The sequence below is a fragment of the Pseudofrankia asymbiotica genome (assembly GCF_001983105.1).
In the GTDB taxonomy this organism is placed as follows: domain Bacteria; phylum Actinomycetota; class Actinomycetes; order Frankiales; family Frankiaceae; genus Pseudofrankia; species Pseudofrankia asymbiotica.
The window spans coordinates 1-16525 of the sequence record NZ_MOMC01000035.1; the positions used below are offsets into that span (position 1 = coordinate 1).

The 16525-nt window shown below is 72.5% G+C and carries 16 protein-coding genes and 1 tRNA gene; 11 read left to right on the top strand and 6 right to left on the bottom strand.

Translation table 11 applies throughout. The annotated features are described in order from the left end of the window. Together BL253_RS17880 and BL253_RS17885 are read right to left on the bottom strand one after the other, a co-directional pair. On the bottom strand, positions 1 to 314 hold a 314-nt coding region (locus tag BL253_RS17880; protein WP_338013722.1), incomplete at its 3' end, for a DUF6444 domain-containing protein. A 52-nt stretch (positions 315 to 366) separates the two neighbouring features. Next, positions 367 to 756, bottom strand: a complete 390-nt coding sequence (locus BL253_RS17885) for a MerR family transcriptional regulator (RefSeq protein ID WP_076818271.1) — start codon at positions 754 to 756, stop codon at positions 367 to 369. Positions 757 to 1294: 538 nt separating this feature from the next. On the opposite strand from BL253_RS17885, the gene BL253_RS17890 reads away from it, so the two are divergent. From BL253_RS17890 to BL253_RS43805, 5 genes are all read left to right on the top strand, one after another. Continuing rightward, complete coding sequence (locus BL253_RS17890; RefSeq protein ID WP_076818272.1) at positions 1295 to 2428, top strand: pentapeptide repeat-containing protein; 1134 nt, start codon at positions 1295 to 1297, stop codon at positions 2426 to 2428. A 59-nt stretch (positions 2429 to 2487) separates the two neighbouring features. Further along, entirely contained in the window at positions 2488 to 2775 is a 288-nt protein-coding gene (locus BL253_RS17895; RefSeq protein WP_076818273.1) for a hypothetical protein, read from the top strand. 397 nt (positions 2776 to 3172) lie between these two features. Then, a complete protein-coding gene (locus tag BL253_RS17900; RefSeq protein WP_076818274.1) occupies positions 3173 to 3748 on the top strand; it encodes a type IV toxin-antitoxin system AbiEi family antitoxin domain-containing protein in 576 nt (191 codons plus the stop codon). Continuing rightward, a complete protein-coding gene (locus BL253_RS17905; protein ID WP_076818275.1) occupies positions 3745 to 4641 on the top strand; it encodes a nucleotidyl transferase AbiEii/AbiGii toxin family protein in 897 nt (298 codons plus the stop codon). Before BL253_RS17900 ends, BL253_RS17905 begins: the two co-directional genes overlap by 4 nt. Before the next feature lie 98 nt (positions 4642 to 4739). Next, positions 4740 to 5513, top strand: coding sequence for a site-specific integrase (locus BL253_RS43805; protein WP_241834893.1), 774 nt, complete (start codon positions 4740 to 4742; stop codon positions 5511 to 5513). 65 nt (positions 5514 to 5578) lie between these two features. Here BL253_RS43805 and BL253_RS17915 read toward each other — a convergent pair. The 3 genes from BL253_RS17915 to BL253_RS17920 all read right to left on the bottom strand — a co-directional run bounded on the left by BL253_RS17915 (position 5579) and on the right by BL253_RS17920 (position 7347). After that, positions 5579 to 5665 (bottom strand) — tRNA-Ser (locus BL253_RS17915). Positions 5666 to 5982: 317 nt separating this feature from the next. Continuing rightward, entirely contained in the window at positions 5983 to 6117 is a 135-nt protein-coding gene (locus BL253_RS45845; protein WP_476644115.1) for an MTB12 C-terminal domain-containing protein, read from the bottom strand. Between the two features lie 309 nt (positions 6118 to 6426). Next, positions 6427 to 7347, bottom strand: a complete 921-nt coding sequence (locus BL253_RS17920) for a class II glutamine amidotransferase (protein WP_076818318.1) — start codon at positions 7345 to 7347, stop codon at positions 6427 to 6429. A gap of 399 nt (positions 7348 to 7746) precedes the next feature. On the opposite strand from BL253_RS17920, the gene BL253_RS17925 reads away from it, so the two are divergent. The 6 genes from BL253_RS17925 (at position 7747) to BL253_RS43810 (ending at position 15673) form a co-directional block, all read left to right on the top strand. Then, a complete protein-coding gene (locus tag BL253_RS17925) occupies positions 7747 to 8694 on the top strand; it encodes an AfsR/SARP family transcriptional regulator (RefSeq protein ID WP_076818276.1) in 948 nt (315 codons plus the stop codon). Positions 8695 to 9173: 479 nt separating this feature from the next. Then, entirely contained in the window at positions 9174 to 9350 is a 177-nt protein-coding gene (locus BL253_RS41140; RefSeq protein WP_116438868.1) for a lasso RiPP family leader peptide-containing protein, read from the top strand. Positions 9351 to 9666: 316 nt separating this feature from the next. Further along, positions 9667 to 11802 carry an asparagine synthase-related protein gene (locus BL253_RS17930; RefSeq protein WP_076818277.1) on the top strand — a complete coding sequence of 712 codons (2136 nt, stop codon included), beginning with the start codon at positions 9667 to 9669 and terminating at the stop codon, positions 11800 to 11802. Between the two features lie 210 nt (positions 11803 to 12012). Then, positions 12013 to 12621, top strand: a complete 609-nt coding sequence (locus BL253_RS42925; RefSeq protein WP_081438426.1) for a lasso peptide biosynthesis PqqD family chaperone — start codon at positions 12013 to 12015, stop codon at positions 12619 to 12621. Beyond that, on the top strand, positions 12618 to 13244 hold the full coding sequence (locus BL253_RS17940) for a lasso peptide biosynthesis B2 protein (RefSeq protein ID WP_241834894.1): 627 nt from the start codon (positions 12618 to 12620) through the stop codon (positions 13242 to 13244). The genes BL253_RS42925 and BL253_RS17940 overlap by 4 nt, the downstream gene beginning before the upstream one ends. A gap of 278 nt (positions 13245 to 13522) precedes the next feature. Further along, positions 13523 to 15673: an ABC transporter ATP-binding protein gene (locus BL253_RS43810; RefSeq protein WP_476644113.1), complete on the top strand. Its 2151-nt coding sequence runs from the start codon at positions 13523 to 13525 to the stop codon at positions 15671 to 15673. A 114-nt stretch (positions 15674 to 15787) separates the two neighbouring features. Here the strand turns inward: BL253_RS43810 and BL253_RS17955 are convergent, their stop codons facing one another. Next, complete coding sequence (locus BL253_RS17955) at positions 15788 to 16420, bottom strand: DinB family protein (RefSeq protein ID WP_081438421.1); 633 nt, start codon at positions 16418 to 16420, stop codon at positions 15788 to 15790. Positions 16421 to 16525: the final 105 nt, after the last annotated feature.

Below are 16525 nucleotides of genomic sequence, written 5' to 3' on the forward strand. Positions count from 1 at the left end.
GGGTCCTCCCGCCAGGCCAGCGTCAACCCGTCCGCGCCCGGCTGCTTGCCGCGTTTCTTCTTCCCCGCCCCGCCACCGCCCGCCGGCGGCTCGGGCGGCTTCCGACCCGGGATCGCGCCGTCGCTGGACGGCGATAACGACGAGTTCCGCGAGTTCCGCGACGCCTTCCGCTCCAGGTCAGCGACCTTCGCCGTCAGCTCCGCGATCTGCCGGGCCTGCTCGGCGACCGTCGCCCGCAACTCCGCGATCAGCTCCGCCTGGGCGCGCACCACCGCGAGGAGGCCCTCAGGGGGCATCTCCTCGACCGGCGCCATGCCCCTACCTCACCACACGCACCAGACCTGGCACGCCACGCGACCACCAACATCAGCGCCTGGCTCCGAAGCCAGCGACCCAAAGCAACATCAACAAAGCACCTGAATGTTTACTCGCACCGGTCTCCAACAATCGCACCAGCGTGGTCCGGGAGACGCGGAGCAGGTCGGCTGCTTCCTGAGTCGACAGCGTGAGGTGGTGCGGCGCAACCGTGACGGCCAGGCCCGCCTCCATCGCCACCGCGACCTGCAGAAGAACCTCGAACATCGGCTCGGGCAGCTCGACACTGCGCCCATCGGCACCCGTGAGCCGTGGGCGCGGTTCAACGGCCTGTCGGCCGCGGTCACGCAGGGCACGCAGGAAGTCGATGATCTCGCCACTGCCCTCTTGTAGCAGGTAGGTCTCGTCGCGCAGCGGTTCGCTTCTCGCTGGCGTGGTCATGAGGCGCCCCCAAAGATAGTCGATACGAGTGGCACGCTCGTTTCGTTCGATTGTGGCCTCGCCATGCCTTGGCAGCCATACGCCTCGGAGTCGGGCGGGCAGGTGTGGCGGGCCCGAGCGGACGCAGTCATCCGGGCCACGTCCTGTGCCCACCATCCCTGGGCCGGACCAGCCGCCGTCGCTCGTCGTGCCGCGCGGCCCGCCCTGCAGCAGCAAGACCACGACCGCGCTCGCCGCCCGCCTGGCAGTCGAGCACAGGGCGGCGGTCGTGCAACAGGACGCGATCCGCCGCGAATCACGCCGCGAGCACGACCTGCCAGGCACGCACTCGCCCAGCCTCGGCCGGCCGAGGGCCGTCGACGTCGTCGCCGGATTGCGCGGTAGCCGACGGGAGGGAATTCCTGGGAGATTGTGGCGCAGCCACAATCTCCACATGCACCAGAGGAAGAGTGGTGACCGGCCCGCTGTTGGCCTCGCTGGTCCGGGTCGAGCGGTGCGGGTGTGTTCGGCGATCGATCGTGGCTGCGATGATCGACTGATGAGGTGGACGACCGACGACTTCCGCGTCGACTACAGCCAGTACTACCTGTGCGATTACAACGTGATCCCCGAGAGTGTGGGACTGAGCCAGGCCTTTCRGGGGAACTCACTCGTCGGTGCGGGCGGCGGGCACCTGGCCGTGGTCTGCGGGACCCACAGTGGGCGGATCCGGATCACCGTCGACGTCCGCGACGACGAGCCCACCGCTGCCTCCGACGGCTGGCCCATGGTCGTGGACATCAGTCATCACAGCAACACGGGCCGGACCTGGCTCGGCGACATGGACACGGGCGGGCCGCCCGAGCTGTGGAACCTGACGCCCGGCGGTCCTGGCTGGTACCGGGTTCGCGTACGGGCGAGGGGACGCGACGCCGCGCGCGCCGCCGGCACCGCCTGCTTCGACGCCGACCCACCACTCGAAGAACACACGGTGAGCATCTGGCCGGCACCACCCGCGCCCGAGGCCGTCCACCGCGCCGATGACGAGCTCGCCCGCGGCCCGCGGCCAGTCCCAGGCGGTCCGCTCCCTGTCTTCTACCCGGAATGCCGCGCCGACTGGGCACCACCTCCCGTCAGCGACGAGCCCACGGAACTGGTACCGCAACGCGTCGAGAAGATCATCGACTGGACCATCGCCCACTACCCCGGGGCCCAACTCGTCGGCGCACGCCTCGCCGGCCGGGACCTGACGTTCGCCGACTTCGTGGCGGCCCGCCTCACCGGAGCGGACCTCACCGGGGCGGTACTCACCAAGACGAAGCTCACCGCGACCGACCTCGCCGGGGCCCGCCTGTCCCGGGCCAACCTCGGCGACGCGGACCTCGCCAACGCCAACCTGACAGGCGCTCAGCTCGACGACGCCGTCCTGACCGGTGCCCATCTCAGCGAGGCCCGCCTCGTCGGCACGATCCTCACGCGCGCGAACCTCCACCGGGCCGATCTCGTCGGTGCGGACCTCACCGGCGCCGACCTGACCGGGGTGCGACTCGAYGGCGTCCGCTGGTCGCAGTCTCCGGACTGGCCGGAGACGACCCGCTGGCCGACTCCAGCCCTGGCCCAGCACATCCGGACCCATTCCGATGCGTCCCCGCTCAGGCCCACCGACCTCACCATCCGCGCGCTCACCCTCTGACGGCCGGGACCCACCTCGTGCCTGGGCAACTCACGCGATRAGAAGCCGGGGCCGAGACGGTGTTGCTTGAGAGCCTTGAGCAGGTCAAGCCGGCTGGTACGGGCAACCGCCCCGACCATGATCGCCCCTTCAGCTACCCGCACGATGAGTTCGGCGAGGTGGCTACTGACGGCCGGCCGGATCGCGGTCGCCTGCGCGAGGCAGAGGGCCGGGAGGTCCAGGCCAAGACCRCCGTCGATGGCTCCGCTGATGAGTCGAAAGAACTCACAGCGGCCGTTCTCGTTGCCGAGTTCCGCGAGGTGGCGGTCAGCGCTAGGTCATCCAGACGGATTTTCCATCATGGATGACCGGCTGTCGGCGGCAACAGCCGCGAACGGCCAGCTTCCACGGGGTGCCAGCGCGATCCCGACAGAGCGACGAAATTCGCCGCGGCACAGCGTCTTTCGCCTGGTCACAACGCGGAGGGCGCGGGATTCGAACCCACGATGAGGTTGCCCCCATAGCGGTTTTCAAGACGCAAAACCGCAGGTCAGCGGGTGTGTCGCGCTCGGCCGGCGCGGATCGCCGGGTGTCACGAAGTCCTTGCGTATCAGCATGATCGCGCGTTGGACGGACCGTCGGGTGTCGGTCCGTCTCGCGTCGTACCGGGGACTCCACGCCCACCTGACGCCCAAAATGATCTTGCCGTTGATAGGACTAACTGCGCACAGCTAGCATGGTGCTGACGACAGTTAGGAGCAGGCCGTGGGTCTCGACGCCCTGCCCGCCGTGTTCCGCGTCGACCAGGCCGTCGCAGCGGGCCTCCCCAGGCAGACCATCAGCCGCCTGCACGCGGCCGGCGATCTCGATCAGCTCGGCCGGGGCGTCTACGCACAGCCAGGCGCTGTCGATCCCGCGCTGGCGTCGCTCGCGGGGGCAGCCACCCGCCAGCCGCGCGCCACGCTGTGCCTGGCCAGCGCGCTGGCGCGCCACGGCCTGTCCGACGACATCCCCTCGTCCCAGGACATCGCGCTGCCCCGCAACGCCCGGCCACCCGCGGGCTTCTCCCACGTCACCTGGCACCACTTCGCCCCGGAGACCTTCGACATCGGCCGGATCGCACTGTCGATCGGCGGCGTCGACACGGCGACCTACTCACCCGAGCGGACGATCGTCGACGTCTTCCGCCTCAGCTACCGGGAAGGCGAGGACACCGCGGTCGAGGCGCTCAAGCGATGGCTCCGCCAGCCGGGAAACCATCCCTCCGGCCTCCTCACCATCGCCGGTCATTTCCCCGCCACCCTGCGCCGCCTACGCCGGACCCTGGAGATCCTCGTATGACCCCGAGCCGACCCACCCGGGCGACCGCCGACGGCCGCGCCTACCTGGACCTGCAGAACGCCGCCCGCCGCGCGGGGCGCGACACCGCCGAGTACCTCGCCCTCTACGCGCTCGAAGGCTTCCTCGCCCGCCTCGCCCAGTCTCCGTACGCCCAGGATCTCATTCTCAAGGGCGGCGTCCTGCTCGCCGCCTACGCCGCCCGCCGGCCCACCCGCGACATCGACCTGCAGGCCACCAGACTGTCCAACGAAGTCGACGAGATCGTGCCGGTCGCCCGCGAGATCGCCGCGCAGCCCCGCGACGACGGCCTCGCCTTCGACCTCGCCACGATCACCGGCCGCGACATCCGCGACGAGGACCAGTACGCCGGCGTCCGCGTCTCGATCACCACCCGGCTCGCGACCGCCACCATCCCGTTCCACCTCGACGTCAACTTCGGCGACCCGATCTGGCCCAGCCCGGTCACCATCGCCCTACCGCTTCTGCTCGGCGGCCAGATGAACCTTCTCGGCTACCCGGCCCACATGGTCCTCGCCGAGAAGATCGCCACCGCCCTGGAACGCGGCACCGTCAACACCCGCTGGCGCGACTTCGTCGACATCGCCACGATCGCCAACCGCACCCCGATCATCGGCGCGGACCTCGAACAGGCACTCCGCGTCGTCGCCGCGCACCGCCGCCTCACACTCACCCCGCTGAGCCCGGTGCTCACCGGCTTCGGCGCCTACGCCCAGCCAAAATGGYGAGCCTGGCGACGCCGCCAACGGCTCGAAGCCACCTCACCTGAACAGTTCGACGACCTTGTGAAGGTGTGCTGCGCCATCGCCGACCCCGTCATCCGCGGCGAGGCCTCCCACCACATCTGGCACGACGACACCTGGCGACCGATCTGACCGTCGCTCTCACTGGCCGCGATGTGGGAGCTGATCGCGCTGCGCGGTGTGCGCCGGGGCGAGGCCTGCGGCGCGGCCTGGCCGGTCTCGACGCCACCATGTCGGTACTGACGATCTCCCAGCAGATCACGGAGTCGAGCGGCACGCACGGCGTGTGGCCACCCAAGACCCGGTCGGGCAAACGAAAGATCGACCTCGACCCGACGACGCTGGAGTCGATGCTGGCGCACCGCCTGACGCAGGACGCCGAGCGGGAGAAGGCCGGCGGGGCGTGGGTCAACGGGACGCTGCCGAACCAGCACGGCAAACCGGTCGAACTCTCGGGGTTGATGTTCACCCGACCCGACGGGCGTTACCTGCCGCCCGAACACGTCTCGCAGCGCATGCAGACGATCGCCCGGCGGGCGGGCCTGCTTGCCACCGTCCGAGTGCCTGCCCCGGCGAAGGCTGATCACGTCATAGTCGGAGCGCTCCAGCGCGACCGCGACCCGATCGGCGAGCGGACGCTGTACGTCAACCGCGAGCCCGCCGGCACGGTGACCGTGACCGCCGTGACCAGGCTGCGCGGCAACCGGTCCCGGCTGGACCTGGCCGAGCCACTCACGACCGACGTCGCCACCGAAACAGAGCTCGGCCGCGGCCTGCTCTCGCGCCGGCGGCTACACGACCTCCGGCACGCGTCCGCGTCGATCCAGCTTCAGGAGGGCATCGACCTAGCGCTCGTAGCGCTCGTGTCGAAGCGGCTCGGCCACTCCTCGCCCGCCATCACCGGCGCGCTGTACGCCCACCTGCTACGCCCGGCCGGCCAGCACGCGGCCGTCGCCGTGGCGAACGCCGTCCCCCGGTCCGTCCGCGTCGCCACGCCCACCTGACGCCCACAACGATCTTCAGGCACTTCCGGGTAGTCCGCCCGGCGGGCAAACATGCAGGTCACGAGCGGAGGGCGTGGGATTCGAACCCACGATGAGGTTGCCCCCATAGCGGTTTTCAAGACCGCCGCCATCGGCCACTAGGCGAGCCCTCCCGACCAGCGGTTCCGCGTGGCCGGCTGTCGAGCATGCTCGGTGCCGGTCGCTGTCCCGCGAACCGTCGGCGCATGGGCGACGGTTGGTCGGCACCCAGTATCCCAGTCGCGGCTCCGGTCTGTCCCAGGCCCCGTCCGCTTACCCGCCGGAGCCCGGTCCGACGCCGCTGTGCCGCCTTTCGGCGCGCCTCCGACGCGGCGCAGGACCGTCGATGCGGCGCAGGACCCCGACGAGCCGCAGGATCGCCCGCGCGCCGGCGACGGCCTGCCATGGCCGCCGCCCGGCGCGGCTACACCCAGAAGGCGCGAAGGGCGCGTCAGGGAGCCGGGCGGGTGGCCCCGGCCCAGCTCACGACGGTGCAGAAGGTCTGCCGGCTGACCTTCCAGTGGCCATTGACGGCCACGGCGGTGCCGTTCTGCGTGCCGAAGTCGATACCGCCCTGGTAGGAGATGTGGAAGCGGAGCGACGCGTTCCACGGGGTTGGTCAAGACGATGTCGCTCGTGGTCGCCGTGGCGGTGGACATCGCCTGGAAGAAGTTCTCCATGGCCCACGCGAGTGTGTCAGCCAATGCCGGACCGTTCTGCGCCGCGGCAAGAGCGTGTTCCGGGTCCTGCCCACTGGTGAAGACCTGCGCGTACGCCGCTCTGACCGCGGACTCCGCCCCCGGAAGTGTCGGCTGGAATCCGTTTCCAGTTGCACGCTGATCCCAGCGCCGCCTTGACCTCGATGCGGCTGGCATCGAGGTCAAGGCGGCGCTGACTACGCCGTCATGGCCGACTCGGCCTCGGCCCCGGTCTCGTCCTCGATCGGCGGGACGTTGACGATCTGGGAGTAGGCGGCCTCGGGGCGCAGGTCGTCGAGGGAAAGCTGGCGCGCCGGCGGGATGGACAGCACCACCCGAGAGGTGACCGTCAGGTCGGGAGCGACATGGAGAAGCTCGCCGGAAGCCATCAGGCGCCAGGCCGGGTCCTCGTCCATCCGTTCGCTTTCCACCGCGACCGCCGGCCGGTCGGCCAGGTCGAAGGACCGGGCCCTGATCTCGCTGAACGGGCTCGCGTGGTCGAGGTGGCGCTGGTGGCGACCACCCGGCTCGCGGCACAGCGCGTAAAGGTGGTTCGTGTCCGGGTAGCGCAGTGCCCAGAGCTCGTCCGCGGTGGCCATGACCATGTTGATCGAGTAGAGCGGCAGGTTCGCCCCGATCCACCGGGCGGCCGCGACGATGCCCGATCCGACGTCGCCGCCCGCGGCCGCGATCTCCCGGTTGATCAGCGCGAAGTATCGCTCCGAGTCGGTGTCGCCCTGGACGAGCGCGCGGTCGTCGCCGAGATGGGCGTCCAGCCGGTCCAGGTCCTCGATCACTCCGTTGTGGGCGAACACCCGATTCTCGTATCGGAAGGGGTGGGTGTTGGCCAGGCTGGCGCTTCCTGTCGACGCGTGTCGCACGTGGGCGATGAACGTCGACGAAACGACGGTTCGCGGCTGGTGCGCGAAGTCCGCGCCGGCGCGCTCGGTGATCGGTTGTTTGATGATGCGGGGCGTGCCATCCGGCGCGAACGTGGCGATGCCGGCGCCGTCAGGGGAGCGCGCGGTCCGCGCCCGCTCGCTGTCCGGAGCGTCAAGCAGCCAGAACGTCGCCTCGATCGGCTGCGCTCCGCTGGTCAGCGCGAACATCTGGCACATCTTGCCCTCCACCGACCGCCGTCACCCAACATGGACCTCCGCCACCCATCGCCGCCCGCCGGCGCCTGACGGCGCGGCGCGGGCCGCCAGGGGCGGTGCGGCGCGAGTTTCGCCTCCCGGCAACCCGCCCCGCGCGGTGYCCGTCCGCCGGGCCTCCGCTCACGTACCAGCATGCAGCCTCTGGCAGCTCAGGCGCTTGGCAGTCGATGTGCCCAGAGCTGTCCGGTGTCACCCACTCTGTTAGCGGGACCACTTGGCCACCCTCTGCGGACGATGGTCGTTTTCGAGTCGAGGAGGCCGTCTGGCGGCTGCAGGAGCGGGTAGACAGCGCAGCGTGACCACAATGCGTGACCAACTGTATTCGCGTCGTTTTCGATGCGGGTTGGGAGGATAGCGCCGATGAGTACTGCCGCGACCGCAGCCACCGTCGTCGGCGATGACGTCGGCGCGGAGGTCGGTCTGGACGTGGCCCGGTTCGGCACCCTGGGGCCGTTGGAGGTCACGACGTCCGACGGAACGCCCGTGTTCATCGGCCAGCGCAAGAAGCGGCGCCTGTTGTCCTTGCTCCTTCTGCGCGCCGGTTGCTGGGTGAGCACCGAGCAGATCGGCGTGGCGCTCTGGGAGGACGACCCGCCGCGCTCAGCGCTCGGCAACATCAAGACATACGTCTCCGAACTGCGTCATGCCCTGCCGCCGCTGCCACCACTGGCGAGCACGCCGCCGGGTCACGATCCGCCGATCGCGGGCCACGGGCCTGGCCGCATAGCCAGCCGGGACGGCGAGTACGCCATCCGGCTGGCGCCCGGCGAGCTCGACGTCGACCTGTTCGACGCCCGGGCCCGCGGCGGCGGCGAGGCCCTGGCCGGCGGGCGGCCCGCCGAGGCGGCCCGGCTGCTCGAGCAGGCGCTGGAGCTCTGGCGTGGCCGGCCGTACGACGACCTGCCGGCCGACATCGCCGTCGCCGAGACCACTCGGCTCGAGGAGCTGCGCTGGAACGTCTGCGAGAACCTCGTCGACGCTCGCCTGCGGCTCGGCCAGCACGGCCTGGTGCTGCCAGCGCTGCGCGCGCTCACCATCGAGCATCCGACCAGGGAACGCCTGTGGGCCCAGCTTCTGGTCGCGCTCGACCAGGACGGACGGCGGGCGGAGGCGCTGCGCGCCTACCAGGCGGTGTACCGGACGCTCACCGAACGGCTTGGCATCGAGCCGGGCGAGGACCTGCGCGCCCTGCACCAGCGAATCCTGCGCGGCATCGGCGGGCAGGCCGCCACGGAGCCCGCGGGTGTCCGGCCTGCCCACACCGGCCTGCCACCGGCCAGGCGGCACCGCCGCGAGTCGCCACCGTGAGTAGTGAACCGCGCCTGAACCGGTGCCGGGAAATGGATACCTGAGCCGCTGACGTGGCGATCTGGACGCGGAACTCACGAGTGATTCTGGAGGAAGGGCACAGGAAGGGCACGGCGAGCGCCGCCGATGCCCCGGGGCTGCCGGAGAGGCGAGGAGCGAAGTCCCTCGCCAGGTGTCGGGGCCAGGGCGCGGCGGACGCGGTGAGTACTGAAGCTCACGCCGAGCCGGACCGTCGCCGCCAGTTCAGGAAACCGGCGTTCTGGCGAACGGCCCGGGYGAGTGATCCTTCCAGGCCAAAGGGCAGAGGCCCACCGCTCCAGAGAACTGCCAGGCGGCTCACATACATATCGACCAAATGGTCATGTATATCGAACAAATATGGACCGATTCCGGGCCGCCCACCGCGGCCGTACCACCGGGCATCACGTGGACAACGAGATCCCGGTAGGCCCCGATTCCGATCGATGGGAGTTCGCCCTATGAAGGCTTGTTACGAGACGCCAGCGCTGGACGGTGCCGGCTCGTTCGCCGAGGTGACCGGCGGCCGATGGGGCTGGGGCCGCGACTGGCTGTGGCGCAGCTTCTGGGGGGGTGGYCCCGGCGGAGGCGGTGGCGTGATCATCATCGGTGGTGGGGGCGGAGGTTGGGGTTGGTGACCGGCCTCGCCGTAGCGGGCGACGCCTGACACCACGGAACCTGCCCTCAGCTGGCGGGCCGGCCATCGAGGCAGGCCCGTCAGCTTTTTCGCGGCGGTTCCAACGGAACCAGAAACCGTCTTCAGGTCCCGATTACTCTCCCTCGAGCCTCTCCAGGAAGCGAAAGATTCCACCGGGCCGCGCGAGCTCTCCCCCGGATTAGAGGGAATGAAAGAGTTGGCGCGAAGACGAAGTCGGCGAGGAATTCGAGCCGTGCGGACACGTGCCGGCAGACACGCGAGGACGACCGGCCCGGAAAGGATTGGCTGACGACCAGATGACGACTGTGATCCGACCGGTGCCGCAAGCGCCCAGGGTGCTCGCGCCCGGCGCGCCGTGGTTCGTCGCCCTTCCGGACACACCCGMCGGCGCCGCCCTTGGCACCGCCGTGATGGCCGCGGACGACACCGTCGCGATGGTTCGACGCGACTCCGGCCGGCCCTGGCTGATCGGCCGATGGGCCGGCACCGGCGATGCCGCCAGCGCTGACGCCGCCGCCGTTGCCGGCGCCGGCACCAGCACCAGCACCGAAGGGCGGCCTGTTGGCGCCACCGTCGCTGGCGGGATCAGCCGCGCCGAGGGCACCGGAACCCGCACGGACGGCATCGTGAGCGCGGCTGTCGGCCGGTCACGGCTCGCGCTGATCGGCGACGTTCCGATCGGCCCGGGTTACCTCGCGGACCGGCTCGCGCGCGCCAGGGATGTCGCCGACCTGGACCGGCTGGCGAACGAGCTGCCCGGAAGCTTTCACCTGGTCGCCGAGATCGACGGCCGATGCCGGATCCAGGGCACGGCCTCGGGCCTGCGCCGCGTGTTCCACGCCAAGCTGAGCGCTTCCCCCGATGCGAGCTACCTCGACGGAAGCGGTCCTGACGGGCAGGTCGTCGCGGGTGACCGGGCGGACGTCGTCGCGGCCCTCAGCGGACAACACCCCGATCTCGATCTCACCGCCCTCGCGCTCTGCCTGGTCGATCCGGTGGCCCCCTATCCGCTCGACGACCGGCCGCTGTGGCGGGGGCTGACGGCCGTCCCGCCCGACCACTGGCTGCGTGTCGACGCGGCGGGCCGCGCGGGCGGGGCCGCGACGCATCGGCGCTGGTGGCACGCGCCGAAGCCGGAGCTCGACGGACGCGCGGGCGCCGCGGCGCTGCGGGGCGCCCTGGTCGAGGCCGTGGGCCTGCGCACGGCGGCCGGCGGCACCATCACCGCGGACCTGTCCGGTGGGCTGGACTCCACCGCGCTGTGCTTCCTCGCCGCCGCCGGGCCGGCCACCGTCATCCCGTACACCGGGGTGGGACGCGACCCGGCGGACGACGACGCCGCCTGGGCCGCCCTGGCGCGGGCGGCGCTGCCGGGCGCGGCCGGCGGCGGACCGGCCGCCTTCGACCTGCTGCCCCGCGAGCTGGTCCCACTCATCTATGACGGGATCGGCCTGGCCGACGAGCCACTCGACCGCCCGTTCATCGGTGTGATCGACCGCGCGAAGCTGCTCGCCGGGCTGGGCCTCGCCGGCCGCCACCGGCCCAGGCTGCACCTGTGTGGCCTCGGCGGCGACGAGGTGGCGCAGGGCTCGCCGAACTGCCTCGCCTGCCTCGCCCTCGTCCACCCGCTGGCCGCCTTCACACGGCTACGCGCCCTGCGCGCGCAGGGCCGCTGGCCGCTCGCCGCCAGCGTCTGGACGCTGCGCCCGCGCTCCTACCGGGCCTGGCTCGCCGACCTGCTCGGCTCGCCGCCCCGCCACGACCGCGGCCACGGCGGCCACGGCGGCCACCAGAATGGCGACCGCCACGGCCGTGGCGTCACGCCTCGCCGCCGGCGCCTCTCGGCGAGGTCGGTCGCCGAGCTCGACTGGTCGATGCCGCCGCGGATCCCAGCGTGGMTGACCCTCGAGGCCCGTGAACTGCTGCACGCCGCGCTCGCCGAGGCGGTCGAGGCGGCCGAGCCGCTCGGTCCCACCCGGGACCGGCACGCCGACCTGTTCGCGATCCGTGTGGGCGCGGCCGTGGCGCGCGGCTTCGCGCAGCTCGCCGCCCCCACCGGGCCGCGGCTGACGACGCCGTTCTACGACGACCGGGTGGTCGAGGCGGCGCTCGCCGTCCGGCCGGCCGAGCGGTGCACACCCTGGGAGTACAAGCCGCTCCTGAAGGAGGCGCTGCGCCTTCACGTGCCGGCCGAGTGCCTGCGGCGGGAGACGAAGGCGGAGGGCTCGGTCGACGAGCAGGTGGGGCTGCGCGCCAACCAGGCCGCGTTGCGCTCGCTGTTCACCGGGTCGCGGCTGGCCGAGCTCGGGCTCGTGGACGAGGAGGCGCTGCTGCGTGCCTGCCGGTACTCCTCGGCGCCCGACCTGCCTCACCTGGCACTGCAGCAGACCGCCGCCACCGAGGCCTGGTTACGCGCACGGGATGTCCGATAGGCCGTCGGGAACCTTCGGCGAGGCCGGCCCCGGCGAGGCCGGCCCCGGCGACGCGGGCGACCTCCCGGGCGAGCGTCCCCATCCGGGGGCCCGCGCCGGCCCATCTGTCGGCAGGTCGGCCATGAGTCGCCGAACGGAACCAGGCCGCACGCGCGGACGCACGCCAAGCCCTCGATCAGCCCATTGGGGGGAAGGAGCGCTGGAGTGGAGATGCTGACGTTGAGCGGGTCGGTCGTCTCGACGGACACCGACTACGGAACGGCGCTGTTGGACCAGCGTTCCGGCCGGTATTGGACGTTGAACCCGACAGCCACCCTCATCCTGCGCGTGCTGCTGGACGGCGGAGATCCACCGAACGCCGCGCGCGTTTTGCTCGACAGGTTCGACGTCGAGCCGGAGACGGCGCGCGCCGACGTCGACCGGCTCGTCGACCAGCTGCGCACGGCGGGCCTCGTGACCGGCTCCGTGCCGGGCACCGGACCAGGAGCTGAGCCGCGCACCGGACCAGGGGCCGAGCCGGGCACCGGACCAGGGGCCGAGCCGGGCACCGGACCAGGGGCCGAGCCGGGCACCGGACCAGGGGCCGAGCCCGGCGCGGAGCCGGCCACCAGCCAGGGGACAGTCACGCCGCCCGGCCTGCGGGCCAGCGCGCCGCGCGGGGTCCGCCTGCCCTTCCGGCAGCGTCCGGCCGAGGCGCCGCGCGGCCGGCACAGCAGGCGAAAGGCCAGCCCGCGGGTCGGCCAGCACCGAGACGACCAGCAGCGAGACGACGCGCGGCCGATCGACCAGCGCGACGACCGACACGAGGGAGGTCGATGACGATGACGACGCCGATGTCGCCGCGCCGACGACCACCGGCGCCGCTGCTGCCCCGCCGGTTGCGCGCGTATCTCGCGGTCGCGGCCGCCCGCGCGCTCGCGACCCAGCCGCCGGCCAGGATCCGGGCCGTGCTCGCCACGACCAGCCGCGGCGCCGAGGCGGCCAGCCGGCAGCGGGCCCAGACGGCCAGAGACGACGTGACCGCGGTCAGCATGGTCTGCCGGGGGTCCCGCGGCTGCGTCCCGCGGTCGGTGGCGACGGCGCTGCTGTGCCGGATGTCGGGAACGTGGCCGACGTGGTGCGTGGGGGTACGAACCGTCGCGCCGTTCGCCGCGCATGCCTGGGTCGAGGCCGAGGGGCTGATGGTCGGCGAGGACGTGCCGGCGGGCTGCTTCCGGCCGCTGTTGACCGTGGAGCCGCGCCGGCCGGCGCGATCAGGGGCCAGGGTGACGACGGTGGCCAGTGGCCCCGCCTCGCCGGCCGCGGTTCCCATGGCGGGCGCGGTCAGGCCGCCGAACGGCGCCCCAGCCGGTCCGGCGGGGAGGGCGGGGCCGGCCGGACCGGCGACATCAACTGGACCGGCGGGGCCGCCCACGGGCGGCCTCCCGGCGGCGGCGAGGTGACCGGCATGGGGTGGGGACGATCGCGACCAGGCGACACGCCCGAATCGTCGGCACCGCCGGTACCGACACCGCCGCCGACGACGACGACGGCCGTGTTCAGCGCGTCGGCGGACCTGCCGGCGAGCCTCCAGGAACCACCATGGGCCGGCCCGCCCGGTGGCCCGGTCGGCCCGCGTCCCGGTCCGCCGCCTGGTCCGCCGCCTGGTCCGCCGCCCGGGCGGCGTTGGCCGATGCCCGGACGTGGCCCCGGCCCCGGCCCGATGCCGGGCGGTGGGCCGATGCCGGGCCCCGGTCCGATGCCGGGCGGTGGGCCGCCGCCGGCAGGCGGGCCGCCGTTCACGCACCGCGCCGGCGGCTGGCCGCTCGGCCGGCTGTGGCGCCTGATGCACGGGCACAGCCGGCCGGTGATGGTCGGGATCGCGCTCACCGCCCTCGGCACGCTGTTCGGGGTCGTCCAGCCGCTCCTGGTGAAGCGGGTGATCGACGGCGCCCAGCACGGCGGGATCCCCGGCTGGCTGCTGCTCAGCCTGCTGACGCTGTTCGTCGCCCAGGCGTTCGTCGAGACGTTTGGCCACTACCTGTTGGAACGCACCGGCCAGGGCATCATCCTCGGCCTGCGCACCCGGCTGGTCGGCCATCTGCTGCGGCTGCGGATCAGCGTCTACGACGAGCGGCGGATGGGCGATCTGATCTCCCGGGCGAACACCGACACGGTGGTCGTCCGCGAGGCCGTCGCCTACAGCTTCGCCGCGTTCCTGACCAGCATCGTCGGCGCCCTCGGCGCGATCGCCCTGATGATCTACATCGACGTGCGTCTCTTCCTGCTGGTCGTCGTCGCCGTGCTGATCGCCAGCGTCGGCGTGCTGTCGGCGCTGCGCCGGATCCGGTCCACCTCCGAGGAGGGCCAGGCGAGCGTCGGGCGGATGACCTCCGACCTGGAACGCTCGCTGTCCGCGATCCGTACCGTCCGGGCGAGCCGCGCCGAGGCGCGCGAGGACGAGCGGATCGCCGTGCACGCACGCGATGCCTACCGGCTCGGCGTGCGGATGGCGCGGCTGAACTCCGTGATCGCGCCGGCGATGGAGCTGGCCGTGCAGGGCTCGGTGCTCGTCGTCCTGCTCGTCGGCGGCGTGCTCGTCGCGCACGGGGTCACGTCGCTCGGCTCCCTGGTCGCGTTCCTGCTCTACGCGACATACCTGGTCATGCCGCTCTCGCAGCTGATCGAGGCCACCGGGATCATGCAGCGTGGGATGGGCGCGCTCGACCGCGTCGACGCCGTCTTCGACCTTCCGCGCGAGGTCGACCTCGCCCCTGGCCTGGACACCGACGGCCGCCCGCCGAACGGCCGCCCGCCGAACGGGCGAGCCGGAGCGCAGGGCATCGGCACCGACACCGACACCGACGAGGCGGCCAGGCAGCTGGTCCGCATCATCCCCACGGCTCCGTCCACCGTGCCCAAGGGGAACGGCGCCGCCACCCCGGACGAGACGTCAGCCGATCGCGTTGTCGCGGCCGGCGGCGGCGGCGCGGGCGGTCACGGAGCCACAGACGGCCACGGGACCAGAGGCGACGGCGGCGCGGGCGGGACCCGTGCGGCGGCGCGGCCCCCGGATCCGAAGACGGCCGCGAGCACGCCCGGCTCCGAGCGGGTGACGCCCCGGCCCGATGCGCCGGCCGTCGAGTTCCGCGACGTCTGGTTCGGCTACACGCCGGACCGGCCGGTGCTGCGCGACGTCTCGTTCGCGATCCCGTCGCGCGGGCACGTCGCGCTGGTCGGGCCGTCCGGCGCGGGCAAGTCGACGACGTTCGAGCTGCTGGAGCGGTTCTACGACCCCGACCGCGGCGAGATCCTGCTGCGGGGCGTGGACGTGCGCGCGATGTCGCGGGAGGCGGCGCGCGGCTGGGTGAACCTGGTGGAGCAGAACGCGCCGGTGCTGCAGGGCTCACTGCGCGACAACATCACCTACGCCGCTCCGGACGCCACCGAGGCCGAGATCGACGACGCCGTCCAGACGGCGCGCCTCGGCGAGCTCGTCGCGCGGATGTCGCACGGTGTCTGGACCGACGTCGGCGATCACGGCGTGCTGCTCTCCGGTGGGGAGCGCCAGCGGGTGGCGATCGCGCGGGCGCTGCTCGCGCGGCCGGCGGTGCTGCTCCTCGACGAGCCGACGTCGCAGATGGACAGCGTCAACGAGCGCGCCCTGGCGCAGGTCCTGCGCGACATCGCCACCGAGCGCGCCCTGCTGGTCATCGCCCACCGGATGTCCACCGTGCGGGCCGCGGACCGGATCATCGTGCTCGACGAGGGCCGGGTGCTCGCGACGGGCACCCACGAGGAGCTGCGGGAGACCTGCCCCCTCTACCGCCGCCTGTCCGCCACGGACCTCGGCTCGGCCACACCGGCCCGCACCACCGAACCAGCGACCTGACAGCGGCTGTGCCTGTGGGGTGGCCGGTATGGGCCGGCCATCCGGTCGCCGCTCGGGCGCCGACACGCGCGGCGGGCGGTTGCCCGCCCGCGCGAGCGGGAGCGGGGTGACGTCTCAGCTCGTGGCTGTGATGACCCCGCCTTGTGGCAGCCCGTTCACGTCGTGCAGGTGATGCACCGGATCATGCGCGAAGTAGCGGGCGAAGGTGCTGATCGTGAAGCGGGCGCCGTCGGACCRCTCGCCGGTCCGCTGCCACTGGGCACCGGAGACGGTCGCGAACCGGGCGGCGATCCTGGCCGCCGCGCCCGCGAGGTCGCCGGCGACCAGGGCCGGATCCTGCTCGCCGTAGCGGTCGGCCACGGCGGTCTCGTCCTGGTCCCAGTTCGGGTACAGGGGATTGTCCCGCGTGAGCATCAGCTGGAGCCGCTCGTCGTAGAGGCGAAGGACGTCGCGCACGTGGCAGGCGTACTCCAGCGTCGACCACCGGTCGGGTGACGGCCGGCGGCGCAGCTCCTCATCCGGCGTGTCCGCCAGCACGGCGAGCCAGGCCGACGCGACGCGCAGCACCAGTCCGGAGACGTCGGCGGCGGGGAAGGCCGCCGCGTCGAACCCGCACTCCGGGCAGGCACGCTCCAGGACCCAGGTCCAGTCCTTGTCGTCGGGCGCGATGGCGTCGGCGGCCACGGCCCGGCCGGCGGAGGCGGCGGCGGCGGCGGCGGCGGGAGCGTCCTGGCTCTCGGTCGTCACGGTCTCACCCTAGCCTCTGCCGCGGTCCGGCTTCTCCCGGCCGACCCAGGCACCGCACATGGACGGCCTCGGTCGTGCGTCCCCGCCCGGAGGCACATCGTCGGG

What these genes read in the sequence shown, in the direction of transcription:
- BL253_RS42925 (WP_081438426.1), top strand. Translation starts at nt 12,013, where the DNA reads ATGCTGACGTTGAGCGGGTCGGTCGTCTCGACGGACACCGACTACGGA.
- BL253_RS43810 (WP_476644113.1), top strand. Translation starts at nt 13,523, where the DNA reads ATGCCGGGCCCCGGTCCGATGCCGGGCGGTGGGCCGCCGCCGGCAGGC.
- BL253_RS43805 (WP_241834893.1), top strand. Translation starts at nt 4,740, where the DNA reads ATGTCGGTACTGACGATCTCCCAGCAGATCACGGAGTCGAGCGGCACG.
- BL253_RS17885 (WP_076818271.1), bottom strand. Translation starts at nt 756, where the DNA reads ATGACCACGCCAGCGAGAAGCGAACCGCTGCGCGACGAGACCTACCTG.
- BL253_RS17920 (WP_076818318.1), bottom strand. Translation starts at nt 7,347, where the DNA reads ATGTGCCAGATGTTCGCGCTGACCAGCGGAGCGCAGCCGATCGAGGCG.
- BL253_RS17925 (WP_076818276.1), top strand. Translation starts at nt 7,747, where the DNA reads ATGAGTACTGCCGCGACCGCAGCCACCGTCGTCGGCGATGACGTCGGC.
- BL253_RS17940 (WP_241834894.1), top strand. Translation starts at nt 12,618, where the DNA reads ATGACGATGACGACGCCGATGTCGCCGCGCCGACGACCACCGGCGCCG.